Consider the following 15,846-nt stretch of genomic DNA (forward strand, 5'->3'; position numbering starts at 1 on the left):
TCCCCAAGGCCGCCCGCCTGCGCGGCGAGATCAAGACCGTGACGGTTCTGGGGGCCACCGGCTCGATCGGACTGAACACGCTCGATCTGGTCGAACGTCATCGGGACCGCTACGCGGTCGACGCGCTGACAGCACACAGCAATGTCGACGAACTGGCGGCGCTGGCGCGCCGGCACGGCGCGCGCCGCGCGGTGATCGGCGATCCGGCGCTGCATGGCCGCTTGAAGGCGGCGCTGTCGGGCAGCGGCATTGAGGCCGCTGCGGGCCCGGAAGCGCTGGTCGAGGCCGCCGACGGCGACGCCGAGTTCGTCATGGCCGGCATCGTCGGCTCGGCGGGGCTGGCGCCCACGCTGGCGGCGATCCGGCGGGGCGCCCAGATCGGCCTGGCCAACAAGGAATGCCTGGTCTGTGCGGGCGAGATCGTGATGCGGGAGGTCCGCCGCTCCGGGGCCGAACTGTTGCCGGTGGATTCGGAACACAACGCCATCTTCCAGGTCTTCGACGTCGAACGCAGCGAATCGGTGAAGCGCATTCTGCTCACCGCGTCCGGGGGACCCTTCCGCGAATGGAGCCGCGAGCGGATGGCCCAGGCGACGCCGGAGCAGGCCGTGGCCCACCCCAACTGGTCGATGGGCGCGAAGATCTCGGTCGATTCGGCGACGATGATGAACAAGGGCCTGGAGATGATCGAGGCCTTCCACCTGTTCCCGCTGCAGCCGGACCAGATCGTCATTCTGGTGCATCCCCAGTCGGTGATCCATTCGATGGTGGAATATGTCGACGGCTCGACCCTGGCGCAGCTGGGCAGCCCGGACATGCGCACGCCGATCGCCTACTGCCTGGCCTGGCCGGAGCGGATCGCCGCGCCGTCGCCGCCGCTCGACCTGGCCGCGATGGGCCAGCTTACCTTCGAGGCGCCGGACGAGACGCGTTTTCCGGCGCTGCGGCTGGCCGGCCACTGCCTGCGGGCCGGCAGCGAGGCAGCGACCGTCCTCAACGCCGCCAACGAGATCGCTGTTGCGGCCTTCCTCAAACGCCGAATCGGCTTCCTCGATATCGCGGACTGCGTTGAAAAGACCCTCGACCGCATCAATATCGAGGATGCGACGTCGCTCGAAGACGTTTTCGCGCTCGATGCCGCCGCCCGTCGCCTGGCCGACAGCCTGATTCCCGGGAGCTCATCTCAGAAATGATCGATCTCATCATCGGCTACGCGCTGCCGTTCGTCGCGGTGCTGACCGTACTGGTGTTCGTGCACGAACTCGGACACTACCTCGTGGCGCGCTGGTGCGGCGTCGCGGTCGAGACCTTCTCCATCGGCTTCGGACGGGAAATCTACGGCTGGAATGACAGCCGCGGCACGCGATGGCGGTTCTCGATACTGCCGTTCGGCGGCTACGTGAAATTCGCCGGCGACCAGGGGCCGGCCAGCACGCCGGACCGGGCCGCGCCGGCGGACGACCCCGACAATTTCCACAACAAGCGGCTCTGGCAGCGTGCGGCGGTGGTCCTCGCCGGGCCGGCGGCGAACTTCCTGTTCGCCATCTTCATCTTCGCGGCGCTGTTCATCAGCCTGGGCCAGCCTCAGACGCCGGCACGCGTCGACACGGTGCTGCCCGACAGCGCCGCCGCGCAGGCCGGACTGCAGCCGGGCGACCTGATCGTCTCGGCCGACGGCGAGACGGTCGACGACTTCGGCGATATCCGGCGGATCGTGGCCGTGAACCTCGACCGCGAACTCGATCTGGCGGTCGAACGCGACGGCGAGATCGTGCGCTTCGTTCTCAGGCCGGAGGTCGTGGAGATCGATGACGGTTTCGGGCGCACCAGCCGTGTCGGCCGCATCGGCATCACTGCCGTCGCCCAGTCCGAATACCGCTCGCTTGGCCCGCTGGAGGCCGTGGGGGAGGCCGTCGAGCGCACCTGGGAGACGACGACTGCGACGTTGTCGGCGGTCGGCGACATGTTCCTCGGCGAACGCTCCGTGCAGGAACTGCGCGGCCCGCTGGGTATCGCCCATCTGTCGGGCGAGGTGGCCCAGTTCGGAATTGTGTCGCTCGTCAACTTCGCCGCGTTCATCTCCATCAGCCTCGGGCTTATCAACCTGTTTCCCATCCCCATGCTGGACGGCGGACATCTATTGTTTTATGCCGTCGAGGCGGTTCGCGGGCGGCCGCTCGGCGAGGCGACGCAGGAGATCGGTTACCGGATCGGCCTCGGCCTCGTCGTGGGGCTCATGTTGCTCGCGACAATGAACGATGTCGTCCAGTTCGGCCTGGCGGATTTCGTCACCGGGCTGTTCTCCTGACCGCTGAGGGGGAGGGCACTGGAACAGAGAGTGGGGCGCAGGGCTTGTTGCGACGTATCGCCGGAATACTGACGCTGCTGGTGCTGCTCGGCTCGCCGGCGGCCGCGCAGCAGGTCATGATCGAGGACATCGCCGTCGAGGGCAATCAGCGCATCGAGGCCGAGACCGTGCGCTCGTACATGCGCCTCCAGACCGGCAGCGCCTACGAGCGCAAGGAACTCGACGCTGCGCTGAAGCGTCTCTACGCCACCGGGCTGTTCGCCGATGTCACCTTCCGCCGGCAGGGCGATGTGCTGGTCGTCAGCGTGGTGGAGAACCCGGTGATCAACCAGATCGCCTTCGAGGGCAACAAGGCGCTGGACGACGATTCGCTCTCGGCCGAGGTCCAGCTCCGTCCCCGCATCGTCTACACCCGTGCGCGCGTCCAGAGCGACGTACAGCGCCTGCTCCAGCTCTACCGCGTCAGCGGCCGCTTCGCGGCTGTGATCGAGCCGAAGATCATCCAGCTGCCTCAGAACCGCATCAACCTAGTCTTCGAAATCCAGGAGGGGACGCCCACGGAAGTCCGCTCGATCCGCTTCCTGGGCAACGAGGAATTCAGCGACAGCGAGCTGCGTTCGGAGATCGCGACGCAGGAGAGCGCCTGGTACAGCTTCTTCTCGACGTCCGACATCTACGATCCGGATCTGATCGCCCTGGACCGGGAGCGGCTTCGGCAGTTTTACCTCAACAACGGCTATGTCGATTTCCGCGTGCTGTCGGCGGTGGCCGAACTGACCCCGGACCGGAAGGACTTCTTCATCACCTTCACGGTCGAGGAGGGTGAGCAGTACACGATCTCCAGCGTCGAGATCGACGCGTCGGTCAAGGATGTCGAGCCCGAGACACTGCGCGCCAGCGTCGCCGACGAGCCCGGCGACGTCTACAGCGCCGAGCGGATCGAGCAGGCCATCCAGGATATCAAGTTCGAGCTCGGCCGCCGGGGCTTCGCCTTCGTCGAGGTGCGCCCGCGCACCCAGCGCAACCGCGAGGAGCGCACGATCGACCTGACCTACCAGGTCCGCGAAGGTCCTAGGGTCTATGTCGAACGCATCGACATCGAGGGCAACACGCGCACCCTGGATTCGGTCATCCGGCGCGAACTCCAGCTCATCGAGGGCGACGCCTTCGACACCGCCAAGCTGGAGCGCTCGCGCCGCCGGCTGCGCGGCATCGACTATTTCTCGAACATCGAGATTCAGCCCGAGCAGGGTACGCGGCCGGACCGGGCGGTCATCAAGGTCAATGTCGAGGAACAGCCGACCGGCGAGCTTTCGTTGGGCGCCGGCTTCTCCACCAACGAGGCAGTGATCGGCGACATCTCGATCCGAGAGCGGAATCTGCTTGGACGTGGCCAGGACCTGCGGCTGGGGCTGTCGCTCTCGCTGCGCCGGCGTGAGGTCGACCTCTCGTTCACGGAGCCCTATTTCCTCGACAAGCCCATCGCGGCGGGTTTCGACATCTTCAACACCAACCTGGACTTCCAGGACGAAAGCTCCTTCGACCAGAGCACGACCGGCTTCCGCCTGCGCTCGGGGGTATCGCTCAGCCAGCGTCTGAGGCTGAATCTCAACTATCAGTTCCGCCGCGACAACATCAAGAACGTGGGTGCGACGGCCTCGCTGTTCATCCAGCAGCAGCAGGGCGTGGCCTTTACCTCCTCGGTCGGCTACACGCTGCGCTATGACCAGACAGACGATCCGATCACGCCCACCAGCGGCTTCGTCTCGACGCTGGAGCAGGAGTTCGCAGGTCTTGGCGGCGACGTCCGCGACATCCGCACCCAGGTTCGTCACGCCCACTTCTTCCCGCTATGGGGAAACTTCGTGCTGCAGCAGTCGGTGCGCGGCGGCGCGGTCGTGGGCCTGTTCGAGGACATCCGCATCAACCGGCGTTTCTTCGTCGGCGGCGACACCTTCCGCGGCTTCGCGCCCAGCGGCGTCGGTCCCCGCGACGTGGCCACGCGCGACGCCCTGGGCGGCGAATTCTTCGCCGTCGGCACGACCGAACTGCAGTTCCCCCTGGGGCTGCCAGAGGAACTCGGCATGTCAGGCCGGGTCTTCAGCGACTACGGCACCGCCTTCGGCGTGGTCGCCAACGGTGTGGAGGACGATCCGTCGCCGCGGCTTTCGTTCGGTGTCGGCGTTACTTGGAAATCGCCCTTCGGCCCGATGCTGTTCGATGTCTCGCGCGCGGTCCTCAAGAACGATTTCGACGAGACGGAGGCTTTCCGTTTCAGCTTCGGTACCCGGTTCTAGAGGTGTTGGCATGACGCGTTTTCTGTCATTTATCTTTCTGTTCGCCATGCTCGGCGTCGCCGCTGCACAGCACCAGGCGGCGGCGCAGTCCAATCCCCCGGCGGTGATCGCCACCATGGACAGCCAGCGGATCCTGCGGGAGGCCAAGGCGGGCAAGAGCGTCGCCAATCAGATCAAGAGCTTCATCGACGAGTTGCAGGCGGTGATCAAACGCGAGGACGAGGCGCTGAAGGCCCGTCAGGACGAACTGCGCCAGCAGGCCGCGATCCTGTCCCCGGATGCGCTGGAACAGCGCCGGGCGGAGTTGCAGCAGTCCTTCAACGACGCACAGCGCATGGTCCAGGACCGCCGCGTCGCCATCGACCAGACCCGCCAGCAGGCGCTGGAAGTGATCAAGGGCCAGATGCTCGACATCATCGAGGAACTGCAGCAGGAACGTGACTTCAACGTGGTGCTCGACCGAAGCAGCTACTCCTGGGCGCTGCCGTCGCTGGACATCACCGACGAGATCGTCAAGCGCCTGGATCAGCGTCTGCCATCGGTCAGCGTGGCGCGCCCGAAGGGTTTCTGATGGCTGACAGCCGTTTCCACAGACGGGCGGGACCTTTCACGCTCGGCGACCTTGCCGCCCGCACCGGCCTTTTCCAGGTGCCGGAAGGCGCCGATCCGTCTCGCGAGGTCGCCGATGTGGCGCCACTGGAGACTGCGGGCCCCGACGACCTCAGCTTTCTGGACAACCGCAAGTATCTGCCGCAGTTCGCCGAGACGCGCGCGGGCTTTGTCGTTGTCGATCCCGGTCTTGCCGCGCGCGCGCCGGCGGGGACGGTGGCGCTCGCGACGCCGCATCCCTACTTGGCCTATGCGCTGGTGGCCCAGGCGCTCTATCCGGAGCCGGCGGTGGACAGCGGCCGCCATCCGAGCGCCGTGGTCGACGCCTCCGCGCGTGTGGCCGAGAGCGTGGAGATCGGCGCCAATGCCGTTGTCGGACCCGGGGCCGAAGTCGGCGAAGGCACGGTGATCGGACCGGCGGCCACGCTCGGGGCCAACGTCGTGGTTGGCCGGGATTGCCGCATCGGCGCCAACTGTTCGCTGGAAACCTGCGTGCTGGGCGACAGGGTAGTGCTGCAGCCGGGCGCGCGGGTCGGTATGCCGGGCTTCGGCTTCGCCCCCCATCCGGAGCGGCATCAGAGGGTGCCGCAGCTTGGCCGCGTGCTGATCGGCGACGACTGCCAGATCGGCGCCAACACCTGCATCGCCTGCGGCTCGGGGCATGATACGGTGCTTGGCCGGAACGTGTGGATCGACAATCTTGTGCAGATCGCCCACAACGTCGAGATTGGCGACGGATCGATTCTGGTGGGCCAGGTCGGCATTGCCGGTTCGGCCAGGATCGGCCGGTTCGTGCAGATGGGCGGCCAGTCGGGACTGGCGGGCCATGTGCGCATTGGCGACCAGGTGCAGATCGGCGCGAAATCGGGCGTGATGAACGATGTGCCGGACGGCGCTGCGGTGATCGGTCAGCCGGCGATACCGGTGAAGGACTTCTGGCGGCAGCTCGCCGCGCTGCGCCGCCTGGTTTCGAAGAAGGGGTCGGACTGATGACTGAAGCGGAGAAGACCGCCGTCGGACCCGTCGAGGTGACGCGGATCATGGAGATGATTCCGCACCGCTATCCGATGCTCATGGTCGACCGTGTAATCGACATCGTGCCGGACGTGAGCGCCGTCGGCATCAAGAACGTTACCGTCAACGAACCCCATTTCACCGGCCATTTTCCGGTCCAGCCGGTCATGCCGGGCGTGCTGATCATCGAAGCCATGGCCCAGACCTCGGCGGTGCTGTTCGCGCAGACCCTGGGCGCCAGGATGGAGGGCAAGGTGGTGTATTTCATGACCATCGACGAATGCCGCTTCCGCCGTCCCGTGATCCCAGGCGACCAGTTGATGATCCATGTCCGGAAGCTGCGCGGGCGGGGCGCCCTTATCTGGAAGATGAAGGGCGAGGCCTATGTCGGCGAACATCTCGCCGCCGAAGCCGAATTCGCCGCCATGATCCAGGATGACGGCTGAGATGGCTGCCGAGGTTCACCCCAGCGCTTTCGTCGCCGACAATGTGCGGCTGGGCGAGGGCGTCCGCATCGGGCCGTTCTGCGTCGTCGATGGCGATATCGAACTGGGGGACGGCGTCCGGCTGGCCTCCCATGTCGCCGTGGCGGGGCGTACCCGTATCGGGCCGGGCAGCCGCGTCTTCCCCTTCGCCTCCATCGGCCACGAGCCCCAGGATCAGAAGTATCACGGCGAGGAATCCTCGCTGGAGATCGGCGCGAACTGCACCATCCGCGAGCATGTCACCATGAATCCCGGCACCGAGGCGGGCGGTCTGGTGACGCGGGTCGGGGACAACTGCCTGGTGATGATCGGCGCCCATATCGCGCATGACTGCCTGATCGGCGACAACTGCATCCTGGTCAACAACGTGACCCTCGGCGGCCATGTGGAAGTCGACGACTGGGCCATCATCGGCGGCATGACCGCGGTGCATCAGTTCGTGAAGATCGGACGTCACGCCATGATCGGCGGCGCTTCGGCACTGGGCACGGACGTCATCCCCTATGGCCTGGCGCGCGGCAATCTGGCGACCCTGGACGGCCTCAATCTCGTTGGATTGAAACGGCGGAATTTTAGCCGCGAGGAGATCCACACGCTCCGTCGCGCCTACCGCTTCCTGTTTGCGCCGGAAGGCACGATGGAGGAGAAGGTGGCCGACGCCGAGAAGCTGTTCGCCAACGAGGCGGGCGTCGGCGAGATCCTCGAATTCATCCGCGGCAGTTCCTCGCGCGGCCTCTGCACCCCGGCGCGGGATGTCGCCTAGGCGCCTCGGACTGATCGCCGGCGGCGGAGAGGTGCCCGGCAATGTGGCCGACGCAGCCGTCGCTGCAGGGATGGAGGTTTTCGTCCTGGCCTTCGAGGAAGCCACGGATCCCGCCCTGCTGGCGCGCTTTCCCCATCGTTTCATCCGTTTCGACAAGGTCGGCGGCACCCTCGAAGCGCTGAGGGCGAACCATTGCGACAGCGTCTGCATGGTTGGCAAGGTCGCACGGCCGGACTTCAGCAAGCTGCGGCCGGACATGGCCGGCATCGGCCTTTTGCCGAAGGTGCTGGCTGCGGCCCGGAAGGGCGACGACGCCCTGCTTCAGGTGCTGGTGGATTTCTTCGACAGGAAGGGCTTCCGGGTCATGGGCGCGCACGAGATTGCGGGCGACGTGCTGGCCGCCATGGGGCCCATGGGCCGCGTCGCGCCGGGCGAGCGGGACCTTGCCGATATCGAGAAGGGCATGGCGGTTGTCGACGCGCTGGGCGCGCTCGACATCGGCCAGGGCGCCGTGGTGCGCGACGGGCTGGTGCTTGCCGTGGAGGCCGCGGAGGGCACCGACCGCATGCTGGAGCGCTGCGCCGGCCTGGGCACGGGCGCCGGGGGCGTACTGGTCAAGCTCACCAAGCCGGGACAGGATCACCGGGTCGATCTGCCGACCATCGGCGTGGAGACGGTGGCGCGGGCCGTCGCCGCAGGTCTGAACGGCATCGCCGTTGAGGCGGGCGCCGCCATGGTGATCGACCGCGTCGCGACGCTGGCGCGGGCCGACGCCGAGGGCCTGTTCATCACCGGGGTCGCCCGCGCCGGAAGGACCTGAGATGCTCCCCATCCGCATCATGCTGGTGGCCGGCGAGCCGTCGGGCGACGTTCTGGGCGCCCACCTGATGCGATCGCTGAAGAAACTGGCCGGGGAGCGCGTCGAGATCGTCGGCGTCGGCGGCGACGCCATGGCGGCGGCCGGGCTGGAGTCGCTCTTTCCGATGGATGAGCTCTCGGTGATGGGGTTGTTCGAAATCCTGCCGCGGGCGCCGGCGATCCTGCGCCGGCTGCGGGAAACCGAAGCCTTCGCGCGCGCGAAGCGGCCACATGTGCTGCTGACCATCGATTCGCCGGGGTTCAACAAGCGTCTGGCGCGGCGGCTGCAGGATCTCGACACGATCCGGGTTCATTATGTCGCGCCGTCGGTCTGGGCCTACAGGCCGAAGCGGGCCGTGACCATGGCGGCGCTCTACGATCATCTGCTGACGCTGCTGCCCTTCGAGCCGCCGCTGTTCGAGAAGGAGGGCCTGGCGGCGACCTTCGTCGGCCATCCGGCGGTGGAGGCGGAGAACGCCTATCGGGGGGACATGCCGGCTTTCCGGGCGGCGCAGGGACTGTCCCCTCATGTGCCTGCGCTGGCGGTACTGTTCGGCAGCCGGAGGGGCGAGGTCCGGCGGCTGGGGCCGATATTCGTGGATGCGCTGCGCCGGTTGGCGGCCCGGGTGCCGGGCGTCCACGTGCTGGCGCCGACACTGCCGCATCTGCAGGCGGAGGTCGACCGTCTGCTCGCCCGCCAGCCATTGCCGTACACCGTGCTCGGGCAGACCGGGAAGATGGACTGCTTCCACGCCGCCGACAGCGCCCTGGCCGCCTCGGGCACGGTCGCGCTGGAGCTCGCGCTGGCCGGGACGCCGGCGGTCGTCGCCTACCGCATGAACGCGCTGACCGCGGCGCTGGCGCGGCGGCTGATCCGCATACCTCATGCCAGCCTGGTCAACATCCTGATGGACAAGCCCGTCGTGCCCGAGCTGATTCAGGAGAACTGCACCGCCGGGGCCATCGCCGGCGCGCTGCAGCGGATCATGACCGATCCGGTCGCCCGCGACGCCCAGATCGAGGCCGGGCGGACGGTCGCCATGATGCTGAAGCCCGGCGCCCTCTGGCCTTCGGACAAGGCGGCGCGCGTGGTATTGAACCTGGCCGAAGCGAACAGGGAGAAGGACGCATGAAGGACGCTCGTCTGCTGCACACCATGATCCGGGTGAAGGATCTCGACCGATCGCTGGACTTCTACACCCGCCTGCTGGGAATGAACTTGCTGCGAAAGAAGGATTTCCCGACCGGCGAGTTCACGCTGGCGTTCGTCGGCTATGGCGACGAGGCCGACAGCACGGTCATCGAGCTGACCCACAACTGGGGCCAGGCGGAGAACTACGATCTGGGGGACGGTTTCGGCCACCTGGCAATCGGCGTGCCGGACATCTACGGCACCTGCGACGAGCTGGAAAAGGAAGGCGTTCCCATTCCGCGCCCGCCGGGCCCCATGAAGCACGGGGGATCGGTCATCGCCTTCATCGAGGATCCGGACGGCTACAAGATCGAGCTGATAGAGCGCAAGGCAGCCTAGGTCAGGGCCGCGGCGCAGGCCGCGGCGGCCGCGACCGCCGCAGCCAGCAGAATCAGCCGGAATCCGGTGCCGGCCCGCCAGGGCGGCACGTTGTCGTTGGCGGGCCGTTTCGGCAGCACGGCGAGCCGGCCGATGGCCGGCCCCGGCCGCGGGAACCCGTTCCCGCGAAACCGCGGGACGGTGGCATTACGCGACTGATTCTGTTCCCGCCGCATGGTTCATGCCTCAGTCGCGCTTGTGGATCGGCACGTAGGGACGCTGTGCCGGGCCGGTATAGAGCTGGCGCGGACGGCCGATCTTCTGGTGGGGATCCTGGATCATCTCGTTCCACTGGGCGACCCAGCCGACCGTGCGGGCCAGGGCGAAGAGAACGGTGAACATCTCCATCGGGAAGCCCATGGCCTTCAGGATGATGCCGGAATAGAAGTCCACATTCGGGTAGAGCTTCTTGTCGACGAAGTAGTCGTCTTCCAGCGCCACCTTCTCCAGCTTCATGGCAATCTCGAGCAGCGGATCGTCCTTGATGCCGAGCTGGTCGAGGACCTCGTGGCAGGTCTGCTGCATGACCTTCGCGCGCGGATCGTAGTTCTTGTAGACGCGGTGACCGAAGCCCATCAGACGGAAGGGGTCATCCTTGTCCTTGGCGCGCTTGACGCACTCGTCGACGCGATCGACGGTGCCGATCTCGTTGAGCATGCGCAGCACCGCCTCGTTGGCGCCGCCATGGGCGGGGCCCCAGAGGCTGGCGATGCCGGCGGCGATGCAGGCGAAGGGGTTGGCGCCCGAGGATCCGGCCAGGCGCACCGTCGAGGTCGAGGCGTTCTGCTCGTGGTCGGCGTGCAGGATCAGGATGCGGTCCATCGCCTTCGCCAGAACCGGATCGACCCGATAGCTCTCGGCCGGGACGGCAAACATCATGTCCAGGAAACGCTCGGAATAGGACAGGTCGTTCTTCGGATAGATGAAGGGCTGGCCGATGGAATACTTGTAGGCCCAGGCTGCGATGGTCGGCATCTTCGCCACCAGCCGATACGACGCCACCATGCGCTGGTGCGGATCGTCGACGTCGGTGGAGTCATGATAGAACGCGCTCATCGCGCCGACCACGCCGACCATGATCGCCATCGGATGGGCGTCGCGGCGGAAGCCGCGGAAGAAGTAGTTCATCTGGTCGTGCAGCATGGTGTGCCGGGTGACCGTGTCGACGAATCCGGCCTTCTGCTCCGCGGTCGGCAGCTCGCCGTTCAGCAGCAGATAGCAGACTTCCATGTAGTCGGAATGCTCCGCCAGCTCGTCGATCGGGTAGCCCCGATGCAGCAGCACGCCCTTGTCGCCGTCGATGTAGGAGATCGCGGACTGGCAGCTCGCGGTCGCCGTGAAGCCGGGATCGTAGGTGAAGTAGCCGGTTTCGCCGTAGAGCTTGCGGATGTCGATGACGTCCGGACCGACCGTCCCGGAGAGGACGTCGACGTCCAGCTTGGCCTTCTTGCCGACCGAGATCGCGGCCTTTCCGTTGGTTTTGGCTTCACTCATCGTGGACCCCCATCCTGTTGTTCGTTGGGCGGCTCGGTCGCCGCGGAATTCCCTTGACCCTTATATGGGCATTATAGCCCAAGCGCCGCGCGAGAAAATCTCGCGGACCCTGCGTCAGATGCGATCACCTATGCGCGCGAGCGACTCCTCCCGGCCCAGTGCGACGAGCACATCGAAAATGCCCGGCGAGACATTGGATCCGGTCAGCGCCGCGCGCAGCGGCTGCGCCACCTTGCCGAGTTTCAGTTCGTTGGTCTCGGCATAATCGCGCACCGCGGCCTCGGCGGCTTCGGCGTTCCAGTCCTCCAGCGCGGCGAGGCTGTCGCGGACGCCGGCCAGGATCTGCGGCGCTTCGCCGGAGAGCAGCTTGGCCGCCTTCTCGTTTGTCGCGAGTGGCCGTTCGGCGAAAAGGAAGTCCGCACTTTCAGCCAGTTCGGCGACTGTCTTTGCGCGTTCCTTGAGCGAAGGCATGATGGCGAGCAGGCGGGCGCGTCCATCGGCGTCGACGTCCTGGCCCTTGCGCGCCAGCATCTCGCAGACGAGCCCGACCAGCCGGCCGTCGTCAGCCTGGCGCAGGTAGTGGCCGTTCAGATGCTCCAGCTTCTGGAAATCGAAGCGCGCTGCGCTGCGGCCGACATGATCCAGATCGAACCACTCGATGGCCTGTTCCGTGGAGAAGATCTCGTCGTCGCCATGCGCCCAGCCGAGACGCACCAGATAGTTGCGCATGGCCTCGGGCAGGTAGCCCATGTCGCGGTAGGCGTCGACGCCGAGTGCGCCATGGCGTTTCGAGAGCTTGGCGCCGTCGGGGCCGTGGATCAGCGGGATGTGGGCGAACTTCGGCGGCGTCCAGCCAAGCGCCCGGAAGATCAGGCTCTGCCGCGCCGCGTTCACCAGATGGTCGTCGCCGCGGATGATGTGCGAGACGTTCATGTCATGATCGTCGACCACGACGGAAAGCATGTAGGTCGGCGTGCCGTCGGCGCGCAGCAGGACCATGTCGTCGAGCTGTTCGTTCTGGAACGAGACCTGGCCCTGGACCAGATCCTCGATGATCGTCTCGCCGGTCCGCGGGGCCTTCAGGCGGATCGCCGGCAGAACATCCTTCGGCGCGTCCGCCGGGTCGCGGTCGCGCCAGCGCCCGTCATAGCGCACCGGTTGCCCCGCGGCGCGCTGGGTGTCGCGCATGGCCTGCAGTTCCTCGGGGCTGGCGTAGCAGCGATAGGCTTCGCCGCGGTCCAGCAGCTGTTCGACGATCTCGGCGTGACGCTGCTGGCGCGCGAACTGGAAGACGGGTTCCTCGTCGGCCTCCAGGCCGAGCCAGTTCAGGCCGTCGAAGATGGCTTCGATCGCCGTGTCCGTGGAGCGCTTGCGGTCCGTATCCTCGATGCGGAGCAGGAAGCGGCCGCCGTGATGGCGGGCGAAGAGCCAGTTGAACAGGGCGGTGCGTGCGCCGCCGATGTGCAGGAAGCCGGTCGGCGAGGGCGCGAAACGTGTGACGACGCCGTCCTTGGGCATGGATGACTTCTCCTGATGATCGGGATTGACGTAGCATCGCTTCGGGAGGGCGTGGATGTATCATATCCCCGCAGGACTGACGAGACGGCTTGGCGCGGCGGCGGCCCGCCTGTTGCGCGATCCGGCCGGCGCCCTTGCTGCGGCCCTGGAGGCGGAGCGGGGCCGGCTGTTCAACTTCGTGCCGGTACTCTTCGGCGGCGGCATCGCCGTGTATTTTGGTCTTCCCTTCGAACCCGCGCTGCCCTGGCTGGGGTTTCTCGCGGTGCTCGCGATGTTCGCCGCGGTCCAGTTGCGGGCCACGCCGATCCGTCTGCCGGCGCTTGCCTGCCTGCTTGTTGTGCTGGGTCTCGCCGCGGCGGCGCTGCGGACGGAGGCTGTTCGTGCGCCCATTCTGCCGGCGGAGGTGGGGCCGACGGAGCTGGCGGGCGAGGTGCTGGCGGTGGAGCGCCGGCCCGACGCGGCACGCCTGGTCATCGCGCCGGATCGCTTCGGCCGGCTTCGGGCCGAGGATATGCCGCAAAAGGTGCGGATTTCCGTCCGCACCGGTGCCGAGGCCATTCGCGCCGGCGACACGGTCACGATGCTGGCCGTCGCCGGCCCGCCCTCGCCGCCGGCCGAGCCGGGCGCCTTCGATTTCCAGCGCTACGCCTTCTATCGCGGTCTCGGCGGCTATGGCTATGCGCTCGGCGCGGCCGAAATCGTCCGGCCGGGCGAAGGGAGCGGCTGGCTGAGCCGGCTCAGGGACCGCATGGCTTCCCGCATTGCCGGCGCGATCGGCGGTGCGGCGGGGGGCGTCGCGGCAGCCCTGATCACCGGTGACCGCAGCCGGATCGGCGAGGCGGAGGAGCAGGCGCTGCGCGATGCGGGGCTGGCGCATCTGCTGGCGATCTCGGGCCTGCACATGGGTCTGGTGACCGGATTTCTCTTCTTCGGTCTGCGCGCGCTGCTGGCCCTGCATCCGCCGCTGGCGTTGCGGCGGCCGATCAAGAAATGGGCGGCGCTGGCCGCGATTGCCGGAGGCGCGGGCTATCTCGTGCTCACCGGCGGCTCGGTGCCGACCGTCCGCGCCTTCGTCATGGTCGCGCTCGTCATGCTTGCGGTGCTGGCGGACCGGCGCGCGATCTCGCTGAGAACCGTGGCCCTGGCGGCGATGCTGATCCTTGCGCTGTCGCCCGAAGCGCTGGTCGAACCCGGCTTCCAGATGTCCTTCGCCGCGGTCACCGCGCTGGTCGCCGCCTATGAGCGCTATGGCGACCGTTGGCGACGTTCGGGCGGGGAGAGAGGACTGCTTCGCCGCATTGGCGGCTATCTGGCCGGCGTCGCGCTCACCACGCTGATCGCTGGCGCGGCGACCGGGCCGTTCGCGATCTACCATTTCAACCGTTTCGCCGACTACGGCGTGCTCGGCAATCTGGCGGGGATTCCACTGGTCGCATTCTGGGTCATGCCCACGGGGACCCTGGCGGCGCTGGCGATGCCCTTTGGGCTCGACGGACCGCTGCTCTGGCTGATGGGGCAGGGCATCGACGCCGTGCTGACGGTTGCCCACTGGGTTGCGGCGCTGCCCGGCGCGGTCCGTCTGGTTCCCGCCATGCCGGTCTGGGGGCTGAGCGCCGTGGCCCTGGGCGGACTCTGGCTCTGTCTCTGGTCGCGCGGCTGGCGCGTGCTGGGGCTCGGCGGCATCGCCATCGGGCTGGCCTCGCCGCATCTGGCCGAGCGGCCGCTGATCCGCGTCGATTCGGACGCCCGGCTTGTCGCGGTGCGCACCGAGGCCGGTGCGGTGATGCTCTCCTCGACGCGGCGGGAGAAGTTCACGGCGGATCAATGGCTGGCGCGTGACGGACTGACGGGTTCGCTTCCATGGCCCGCGCGGCTGGCCAGCCCCGACGGGCGCATGCGCTGCGACGACGCCGGTTGTATCTGGCGTGCGGATGGCTGGATGATCGCCCTGCCGGTGCATCAGCGCGCTGTGGCCGAGGACTGTACGCGGGCCGACGTGGTGATCAGCCTGGTGCCGGTCTTCGGGCGCTGCCCGTCGGCCCGGATCGTCATCGACCGCTTCGACATCTGGCGCGAGGGCGCGCACGCGCTCTGGTTCGATGCCCGCGCCGGCCCTTCGGCCAGGTCGGTGAACGCCGTTCGCGGCCGGCGGCCCTGGATCAGGGATCCGGTGCCGGCGAAGGATCAGTACTGGCGGAAGAGGGCGGTCAGCCGGCCCTGAATGCGCACCTGGTCGGGGCGGTAGATGCGGGTTTCGTAGGCCGGGTTCTCGGCTTCCAGCGCGATGGCGTTGCCGCGGCGGCGCAGGCGCTTCAGCGTCACTTCCTCGCCGTCGATCAGGGCCACGACGATGGCGCCGTTCTCGGCGGTGTCGCAGCGCTCGATCACGACCGTGTCGCCGTCCAGAATGCCGGCGTTGATCATGGAATCGCCGGCCACTTCCAGGGCGTAGTGTTCACCCCGGCCCAGCACGTGGCCGGGAACGTCGATGTAGTTGGACTGATCGCGCAGCGCCTCGATCGGCGTGCCGGCAGCGATCCGGCCGTAAAGGGGCAGCGTGGCGCTCTCGCCGGCCGCGGGGGCGGGGGTCGCCCGGGCAGGCAGCGGCTGGCTCGCCACGACCTGGGGCTGGAACGCGCCGACCTTCGGCTCCTGTATCCTCTGGCGGCCCTCGGGCGTCGCCGAATCCGGCAGTTTGAGGATCTCCAGCGCTCGCGCCCGGTGCGGCAGGCGGCGGATGAAGCCGCGCTCCTCGAGCGCCGTGATCAGCCGGTGGATGCCGGACTTGGACCTGAGGTCCAGCGCATCCTTCATTTCGTCGAACGAAGGACAGACGCCATTGTCCTTCAGATAGTCGTGAACATAGAGCAGGAGCTGGTGTTGCTTGCGGGTGAGCATGGGCGTCGGCCTCCTGAACGCTCGAAAACGAA

General features: G+C 67.4%; 15 protein-coding genes. 11 read left to right on the plus strand and 4 right to left on the minus strand.

Features of this window, described 5'->3' with window-relative positions:
• Positions 1 to 17: 17 nt before the first annotated feature.
• Genes TEF_10995 through TEF_11040 form a run of 10 tightly spaced genes read left to right on the plus strand, consistent with a single transcriptional unit; the run spans position 18 to position 9,865 of the window.
• Positions 18 to 1,193: a 1-deoxy-D-xylulose-5-phosphate reductoisomerase gene (locus TEF_10995; protein ANK83423.1), complete on the plus strand. Its 1,176-nt coding sequence runs from the start codon at positions 18 to 20 to the stop codon at positions 1,191 to 1,193.
• Entirely contained in the window at positions 1,190 to 2,308 is a 1,119-nt protein-coding gene (locus TEF_11000; protein ID ANK81264.1) for an RIP metalloprotease RseP, read from the plus strand. The genes TEF_10995 and TEF_11000 overlap by 4 nt, the downstream gene beginning before the upstream one ends.
• Before the next feature lie 47 nt (positions 2,309 to 2,355).
• On the plus strand, positions 2,356 to 4,605 hold the full coding sequence (locus TEF_11005; protein ANK81265.1) for an outer membrane protein assembly factor BamA: 2,250 nt from the start codon (positions 2,356 to 2,358) through the stop codon (positions 4,603 to 4,605).
• 10 nt (positions 4,606 to 4,615) lie between these two features.
• Positions 4,616 to 5,176, plus strand: coding sequence for a hypothetical protein (locus TEF_11010; protein ANK81266.1), 561 nt, complete (start codon positions 4,616 to 4,618; stop codon positions 5,174 to 5,176).
• Positions 5,176 to 6,204, plus strand: coding sequence for a UDP-3-O-(3-hydroxymyristoyl)glucosamine N-acyltransferase (locus TEF_11015; protein ANK81267.1), 1,029 nt, complete (start codon positions 5,176 to 5,178; stop codon positions 6,202 to 6,204). Before TEF_11010 ends, TEF_11015 begins: the two co-directional genes overlap by 1 nt.
• Positions 6,204 to 6,674, plus strand: a complete 471-nt coding sequence (locus TEF_11020) for a 3-hydroxyacyl-[acyl-carrier-protein] dehydratase FabZ (protein ANK81268.1) — start codon at positions 6,204 to 6,206, stop codon at positions 6,672 to 6,674. Before TEF_11015 ends, TEF_11020 begins: the two co-directional genes overlap by 1 nt.
• Position 6,675: 1 nt before the next feature.
• Positions 6,676 to 7,476: an acyl-[acyl-carrier-protein]--UDP-N-acetylglucosamine O-acyltransferase gene (locus TEF_11025; GenBank protein ANK81269.1), complete on the plus strand. Its 801-nt coding sequence runs from the start codon at positions 6,676 to 6,678 to the stop codon at positions 7,474 to 7,476.
• The gene (locus TEF_11030; GenBank protein ID ANK81270.1) at positions 7,466 to 8,296 is read left to right on the plus strand and encodes a hypothetical protein; all 831 of its coding nucleotides are present in this window, start codon (positions 7,466 to 7,468) and stop codon (positions 8,294 to 8,296) included. The genes TEF_11025 and TEF_11030 overlap by 11 nt, the downstream gene beginning before the upstream one ends.
• Before the next feature lies 1 nt (position 8,297).
• A complete protein-coding gene (locus TEF_11035; GenBank protein ANK81271.1) occupies positions 8,298 to 9,467 on the plus strand; it encodes a lipid-A-disaccharide synthase in 1,170 nt (389 codons plus the stop codon).
• A complete protein-coding gene (locus TEF_11040; protein ANK81272.1) occupies positions 9,464 to 9,865 on the plus strand; it encodes a lactoylglutathione lyase in 402 nt (133 codons plus the stop codon). Before TEF_11035 ends, TEF_11040 begins: the two co-directional genes overlap by 4 nt.
• Here TEF_11040 and TEF_11045 read toward each other — a convergent pair.
• The 3 genes from TEF_11045 to TEF_11055 all read right to left on the minus strand — a co-directional run bounded on the left by TEF_11045 (position 9,862) and on the right by TEF_11055 (position 12,916).
• Complete coding sequence (locus tag TEF_11045) at positions 9,862 to 10,080, minus strand: hypothetical protein (GenBank protein ANK81273.1); 219 nt, start codon at positions 10,078 to 10,080, stop codon at positions 9,862 to 9,864. The genes TEF_11040 and TEF_11045 overlap by 4 nt on opposite strands.
• Positions 10,081 to 10,090: 10 nt before the next feature.
• Positions 10,091 to 11,398 (minus strand): citrate (Si)-synthase, encoded by a 1,308-nt coding sequence (locus TEF_11050; protein ID ANK81274.1) that lies wholly within the window; start codon positions 11,396 to 11,398, stop codon positions 10,091 to 10,093.
• Positions 11,399 to 11,512: 114 nt separating this feature from the next.
• Positions 11,513 to 12,916, minus strand: a complete 1,404-nt coding sequence (locus TEF_11055) for a glutamate--tRNA ligase (protein ANK81275.1) — start codon at positions 12,914 to 12,916, stop codon at positions 11,513 to 11,515.
• 55 nt (positions 12,917 to 12,971) lie between these two features.
• On the opposite strand from TEF_11055, the gene TEF_11060 reads away from it, so the two are divergent.
• A complete protein-coding gene (locus TEF_11060; protein ANK81276.1) occupies positions 12,972 to 15,137 on the plus strand; it encodes a hypothetical protein in 2,166 nt (721 codons plus the stop codon).
• On the opposite strand, the gene TEF_11065 is transcribed toward TEF_11060, so the two are convergent.
• Positions 15,101 to 15,814, minus strand: a complete 714-nt coding sequence (locus TEF_11065; protein ANK81277.1) for a repressor LexA — start codon at positions 15,812 to 15,814, stop codon at positions 15,101 to 15,103. The genes TEF_11060 and TEF_11065 overlap by 37 nt on opposite strands.
• Positions 15,815 to 15,846: the final 32 nt, after the last annotated feature.

The sequence above is a fragment of the Rhizobiales bacterium NRL2 genome (assembly GCA_001664005.1).
Lineage (GTDB): Bacteria > Pseudomonadota > Alphaproteobacteria > Minwuiales > Minwuiaceae > Minwuia.

What these genes read in the sequence shown, in the direction of transcription:
- TEF_11010 (ANK81266.1), top strand. Translation starts at nt 4,616, where the DNA reads ATGACGCGTTTTCTGTCATTTATCTTTCTGTTCGCCATGCTCGGCGTC.
- TEF_11000 (ANK81264.1), top strand. Translation starts at nt 1,190, where the DNA reads ATGATCGATCTCATCATCGGCTACGCGCTGCCGTTCGTCGCGGTGCTG.
- TEF_11015 (ANK81267.1), top strand. Translation starts at nt 5,176, where the DNA reads ATGGCTGACAGCCGTTTCCACAGACGGGCGGGACCTTTCACGCTCGGC.
- TEF_11035 (ANK81271.1), top strand. Translation starts at nt 8,298, where the DNA reads ATGCTCCCCATCCGCATCATGCTGGTGGCCGGCGAGCCGTCGGGCGAC.
- TEF_11045 (ANK81273.1), bottom strand. Translation starts at nt 10,080, where the DNA reads ATGCGGCGGGAACAGAATCAGTCGCGTAATGCCACCGTCCCGCGGTTT.
- TEF_11055 (ANK81275.1), bottom strand. Translation starts at nt 12,916, where the DNA reads ATGCCCAAGGACGGCGTCGTCACACGTTTCGCGCCCTCGCCGACCGGC.
- TEF_11030 (ANK81270.1), top strand. Translation starts at nt 7,466, where the DNA reads ATGTCGCCTAGGCGCCTCGGACTGATCGCCGGCGGCGGAGAGGTGCCC.
- TEF_11040 (ANK81272.1), top strand. Translation starts at nt 9,464, where the DNA reads ATGAAGGACGCTCGTCTGCTGCACACCATGATCCGGGTGAAGGATCTC.
- TEF_11025 (ANK81269.1), top strand. Translation starts at nt 6,676, where the DNA reads ATGGCTGCCGAGGTTCACCCCAGCGCTTTCGTCGCCGACAATGTGCGG.
- TEF_11060 (ANK81276.1), top strand. Translation starts at nt 12,972, where the DNA reads ATGTATCATATCCCCGCAGGACTGACGAGACGGCTTGGCGCGGCGGCG.
- TEF_11065 (ANK81277.1), bottom strand. Translation starts at nt 15,814, where the DNA reads ATGCTCACCCGCAAGCAACACCAGCTCCTGCTCTATGTTCACGACTAT.
- TEF_11020 (ANK81268.1), top strand. Translation starts at nt 6,204, where the DNA reads ATGACTGAAGCGGAGAAGACCGCCGTCGGACCCGTCGAGGTGACGCGG.
- TEF_11050 (ANK81274.1), bottom strand. Translation starts at nt 11,398, where the DNA reads ATGAGTGAAGCCAAAACCAACGGAAAGGCCGCGATCTCGGTCGGCAAG.